The sequence below is a fragment of the Halorubrum sp. AJ67 genome (genome assembly GCF_000513435.1).
In genome coordinates, this window is sequence record NZ_CBVY010000002.1 from 221331 (window position 1) to 226357 (window position 5027).

Sequence of the window (5027 nt, forward strand, 5' to 3'; positions counted from 1 at the left end):
GGGAGCGTCTCGGAACGCGCGAACGGGAGCGACCGGAGGGAGCGACGCGTGAGCGAGGACCGACATCCGCTGTTCAAGCCGCTGATCTTCATTGGCGGCCTGATCTTCGGGTTCGGACTCGGGTTCAGCCACATGGCGCGCCCGGAGGTCGTGCTGAACTTCCTCCAGTTCGACGACCTTGGCCTGCCGTTCGTGATGTTCGGTGCCGCTATCGTCTCCGGGGTCGCGTTCGCGCTGCTCCCCCGGATTCGAGATGCCGCGCCGCTCACCGGTAACCCCTACGAGCGGCGGCTGAAGCCGTTCGACCGGAACGTCCTCGTCGGCGGAGCCATCTTCGGCGTTGGCTGGGGACTCTCCGGAATCTGTCCCGGGGCAGCGTACGCGAGCCTCGGCGTCGGCAACGTCACTATCCTCTGGGCGCTCGCCGGGATGTTCCTCGGCGCGTACGCTCAGGGCTACTGGCGCAGCCATGGTCAGGCACGTGACACCGCCCCAGCGGGCGGCGACTAACTTCTTCCCCTCTCAATGGACCCCGCTCTCATCGCCCTCTTCATCGGGGCAGCGCTCGCCAGTCTGTTCATGGCGTGGGTCATCGGCGCTGGATCGAGCGGTGCAACCCCGTTCGCCCCCGCCGTCGGGGCAAACGCCATCGGGACGATGCGAGCCGCGCTACTGGTCGGAGTTTTCGGGTTCGCCGGCGCTGTCACGCAGGGCGGAAACGTCTCGGAAGCTGTCGGAAATGGACTCGTCGGTGGGATGAGCATGCCCGTTGCTGGCGTTATCCTCGTGTTAGTGCTGGGGGCTGGCCTGATGGCCGTCGGCATCATCACCGGGTACCCGATTGCGACCGCATTCACCGTGACCGGTGCCGTCATCGGCGTCGGCCTCGCTCTCGGCGGGACGCCGGTCTGGGCGAAGTATCAGCAGATCGCGGTCGTCTGGGTGCTGACGCCGTTCGTGGGTGGCGGGATCGCGTACGCAATTGCGAGTCTGCTCCCGCGGCCTGACGTCCCTGAACGATACAGTATCCCCGTTCTCGTCGGGCTCGTCACCGCTGTTCTCGTGAACATCGAGTTCAGCTTCCTCGGTGGGGAGAATTCCACAGGAACCCTTCGGGAAGCCGGACAGCAGATACTGGCAGTCGACGGCCGTGCGTCGGCGCTCGTCGTGACTGGTGGTGTCGCCGTGGCTGTCGCTGCCGTCGTCTGGTGGGACGTCGGTCGCGACCAACATGGAGGGCTAGAGCGCGTGCTGCTCACTCTCGGCTCACTCGTTGCGTTCTCCGCGGGCGGCAGTCAGGTCGGACTCGCAGTCGGGCCCCTGATCCCACTCCTAGGGGGGATTGAGATGGTGTCGACAGTCGTGGTGCTGGTCGGTGGTGGCTTGGGGATGCTTGCGGGTTCGTGGACGGGCGCTCCCCGGATGATCAAGTCGCTCGCGCAGGACTACTCGTCGCTCGGGCCGCGACGCGCTATCTCCGCGCTCGTCCCGTCGTTTCTGATCGCACAGCTGGCCGTCCTGTTGGGTGTGCCAGTCTCGTTTAACGAAATCGTCGTCAGTGCGATCATCGGAAGCGGCGCGGCCGTCGGCGGGTGGAACGCCGTCGACGGTCGGAAAATACTCTTGACTGTAGGAGCGTGGGTGGGGTCGTTCGTGATCTCTTTCGGTGTCGCGTACGCCGCTAGCCTTCTGCTGTTGTAGTCGCCTGTTTTTCTCAGACTGCTCGGGGCGGCGGGACGAGGAAGACGTTTCCCGTCGCCCGTGCGACGATCTCTTCAGAGACACTACCCAACAGGAGCCGGCGAATACGACTTCGCCCCTTCGACCCGACGAGGATCGTCGACGGCGTTACCTCCGCTTCGACGGAAAGGATCTCAGCAGCTGGGTCTCCTTGTCGGACCTCGATCCGTGTCTCGATATCCCAGTTTTCGAGTGTACTCGCGTGATCGGCCAACTGTTCTCGTGGACTGACATCGTCGACGCCCTCGTCTTTCGGCGACCGAACGTGAACGAGCGTTGCTTCCTCGGTCGCGTGACGGAGGTATGAGAAGGCGTCGAACGCTCGGTCGGCGTTCTCCGAGAAATCCGTCGCGAAGAGAATCCGCTGAAAGAGATGTTCTCTGAGGACATCGGGCTCGTCTGTTGCCCGCTCGACGCGATTGACCAATAACGGCACGACGGTCGTCCGTGCGAGGTTCCGTGCGGTCGAACCGATAATGCGGTTCTTCAGTGGACTCTGCCCTCTCGATCCGACGACAGACAGATCGGCGTGTACGGTTTCGGCGATGCCATTGATTCGTCGATAGGGAGTTCCGCGAACGACGTGCGTCTCGACGTCGAACCCTGCGGCTTCGATCACCTGGCGATATTGGTCCAGTCCTTGTCGACGCCGCTCCTCGAAGTTCACGCCGGGCATCCCGGAGTGGACGTTCGCCGGGACGACTGTCACGAGATGGATCGTGTCGACACCAATACGGGCCAGGCACGTGAGACAGGTCTCGTTCTCTATCGCAGCCTCGCTCGCGGCCGAAAGATCAGTCGCGCATAGGGCCCTCATGTCGACACCTTCGCTGAGCAGGGACAACACCGTTTTGGGGAACCTGAGGTGGTAGTCTACTCTCGAGACGTACACCGCTCAATTTCGGACCTGCCGGAGAGTCATACGTTTTCTGTAAGTTATCAGTACTCCAACCGAGGTTACCGGAATATAGTATTGTATAGTAACCCCAAAACCGTTATAGGCACGAAGGAGGTAGGAGGAATTGAGCAGAAATGTGCCAACAGCGAATTACCGTATTGGGAAGTCGGAGGGAGGATCGATGGCTGGACTAGAGATTCCCACGTGGGACCCGGAGACGGCCTTGCTAATCGGCACGATTCTACTGGAAGCGATCGTGCTGTACGTCGGCTACGGTGGTCTCGAACGGCTCTTCGGTCCGTATCTCATGAAACTCTTGGTCGGAGGTGAAGCGAGTGCTCAGTAGCCTACTTGACGGGCTCGGGATCTTGGGGACCAGCCCCGAGATGCTGTGGCACTGTTCGTCGGGTTCGGCCTCGTCGTCGGAGTCCTGTTCGGGTTCTTCGGCATGGGCGGGTCCTTCCTCGTCACCCCTGCCTTGCTGATGCTGGACTATCCGGCTCCCGTCGCGGTCGGCAGCGGGATGGCGTTCGTCTTCGGGACGGCCGTCATCGCGACCCTCAAACACCACGACCTCGGCCAGGTCGACTACAAACTCGGCGCGATCATGATCACGGGGACGACGATCGGCATCGAAGTTGGTCGCGCGAGCGTCTACTACCTCGAATCTCTTGGGCTCGCTGGCGGAATCATCAGTGTCGCCTACGTCGTTCTGCTCGGCGGTGTCGGCGCGATGGTGACCCGCGATGCGTTGAACGGTGATGGCGGGAGTGGGACCGACCACGAGGCGGCCGATCAGGACCTCAGCGAGTACGAGATTCCCGAAGTCGCCAAGACGATTCAGCAGACCGTCCGAGTTCCGCCGATGGTGACGCTTCGCGGTGACGTCCCCGTCTCCGCGTGGGTCATCACCGCCGTCGCCTTCGCGACCGGCCTCCTATCGGGCTTCCTCGGCGTCGGTGGCGGGTTCATCCGGATGCCGGCGATGATCTACGCGATCGGCGTCCCGGTGCCCGTCGCCGTCGGCACCGACCTCTTCGAGATCGTCTTCTCCGGTGGCCTCGGGAGTTACCTCTACGGACAGGGCGGCGGCGTGAACCTCGGTATCGTCGCTCCGCTGCTGTTCGGCAGCGCGCTCGGGGCGCGTATCGGGTCTGCTGCGACTGCCGTCGTCGACGCTGACGGCATCAAGATTTACTTCGGCGGGATGCTGTTGATCGGTGCCGTCGCGGTGGGTATCGGCGAGGTCGGGTCCTACCTCGGTAACTCGACGCTCGAACTGGTCGGACTGGTGCTCGTCATCGGCGCGGCAGTCGTCGTCGCCTTCGCGATCCTCTACACGACGGTTGCCTCACTCCGTACAACCCGTCGTCAGGCGACTACAGCCGCAGACTAATCTGTTACGCGTCAATCCGCTATTCGATCGGTTCGTCGATTTACTCCATACTCTCAGTGGACCGAATGCGGTCCTCGTACTGTTCTCTCGCACTTACTCGGTTTGCCACAAAATTGTACAATCTGTACAAAAATCTTTTAACGCCTGCGGACTTACGTAGGATCGATTACAATGCCAGATTCGATGGCTGAACAGCTCCGTCAGGACATGGCGTGTGAGGGGCTGTTGGAGTGCTTCCACGGGCTCAAGGATCTCGACAGAGAGTGCTACCAGGTGCTCGTCGAGTCAGGGGAACCGCTGACCGTTGATGAACTCGCCGAGCGCGTGGATCGAGAGCGCTCGACCGCGTATCGGGCCGTCCAGCGCCTACTCCAGACGGGGTTCATCGAGAAGGAGCAGATCAACTACGATCAGGGCGGTTACTACCACGTCTACTCGCCGACGGACCCGTCGAAGATCACCGACGAGATGCAGCGGATGCTCAACGACTGGTACGCCAAGATGGGCCAGCTCATCCAGGAGTTCGAGACCAAGTACGAGCAGGCCGAGACTTCGGCTCCCGCTACAGAAAGCTAACCTCGTCCTTCTCACCCGTACGAGTCGACGCAGCAGCGTTGATGCGGCACAACACGCTTGTTTCGCCTCTGCTGTCTGGACCGTTTTTCGACCAACTGAGCCCAGCGTCAAGAGTCTCGGCTAGGTTCGGCGACTACGTGAATCGGGCGTCGGAACCGTCCCGAACGTTTCCCGGAGAACCGTCGAGGGCGGTCCGACGACCGCCGACAGACCCTTTGTCGGACGCGCCGAAGGCCACGACGAGATGGGTTCGCCGGACGACGCTCCGCTCCCGACCACGCCGGACCGGGAAGCCGTCGCGGCAGCCGCGACCGAGTCGGAGTCGCCGGGGACCGTCGTCTGGCACCGCAAGGACCTGCGGATCGCGGACAACCCGGCGGTGGCGGCGGCCGCGGTGGAGTCCGACCGCCTGCTGCC

5 protein-coding genes and 1 pseudogene are annotated in these 5027 nt (G+C 62.6%); 5 read left to right on the forward strand and 1 reads right to left on the reverse strand.

Features of this window, described 5'->3' with window-relative positions; genetic code table 11:
* Window positions 1-48 precede the first annotated feature (48 nt).
* Window positions 49-510 carry a YeeE/YedE family protein gene (locus BN903_RS02975; protein ID WP_048076469.1) on the forward strand — a complete coding sequence of 154 codons (462 nt, stop codon included), beginning with the start codon at window positions 49-51 and terminating at the stop codon, window positions 508-510.
* A gap of 15 nt (window positions 511-525) precedes the next feature.
* Window positions 526-1701, forward strand: a complete 1176-nt coding sequence (locus tag BN903_RS02980; protein ID WP_048076310.1) for an inorganic phosphate transporter — start codon at window positions 526-528, stop codon at window positions 1699-1701.
* Between the two features lie 13 nt (window positions 1702-1714).
* On the opposite strand, the gene BN903_RS02985 is transcribed toward BN903_RS02980, so the two are convergent.
* Window positions 1715-2557 (reverse strand): universal stress protein, encoded by an 843-nt coding sequence (locus tag BN903_RS02985; RefSeq protein WP_048076470.1) that lies wholly within the window; start codon window positions 2555-2557, stop codon window positions 1715-1717.
* A gap of 262 nt (window positions 2558-2819) precedes the next feature.
* Here BN903_RS02985 and BN903_RS17115 point away from each other — a divergent pair, with 262 nt between their 5' ends.
* From BN903_RS17115 to BN903_RS02995, 3 genes and pseudogenes are all read left to right on the forward strand, one after another.
* Window positions 2820-2984, forward strand: coding sequence for a hypothetical protein (locus BN903_RS17115; protein ID WP_195155692.1), 165 nt, complete (start codon window positions 2820-2822; stop codon window positions 2982-2984).
* A pseudogene (locus tag BN903_RS02990) lies at window positions 2974-4034 on the forward strand (sulfite exporter TauE/SafE family protein). The gene BN903_RS17115 and the pseudogene BN903_RS02990 overlap by 11 nt, the downstream one beginning before the upstream one ends.
* Before the next feature lie 171 nt (window positions 4035-4205).
* A complete protein-coding gene (locus BN903_RS02995; protein ID WP_048076311.1) occupies window positions 4206-4610 on the forward strand; it encodes a helix-turn-helix domain-containing protein in 405 nt (134 codons plus the stop codon).
* Window positions 4611-5027: the final 417 nt, after the last annotated feature.

Excerpts from the sequence above, each read along its gene's own strand:
- BN903_RS02980 (WP_048076310.1), top strand. The coding sequence starts at position 526 with ATGGACCCCGCTCTCATCGCCCTCTTCATCGGGGCAGCGCTCGCCAGT.
- BN903_RS02985 (WP_048076470.1), bottom strand. The coding sequence starts at position 2,557 with ATGAGGGCCCTATGCGCGACTGATCTTTCGGCCGCGAGCGAGGCTGCG.
- BN903_RS17115 (WP_195155692.1), top strand. The coding sequence starts at position 2,820 with ATGGCTGGACTAGAGATTCCCACGTGGGACCCGGAGACGGCCTTGCTA.
- BN903_RS02995 (WP_048076311.1), top strand. The coding sequence starts at position 4,206 with ATGCCAGATTCGATGGCTGAACAGCTCCGTCAGGACATGGCGTGTGAG.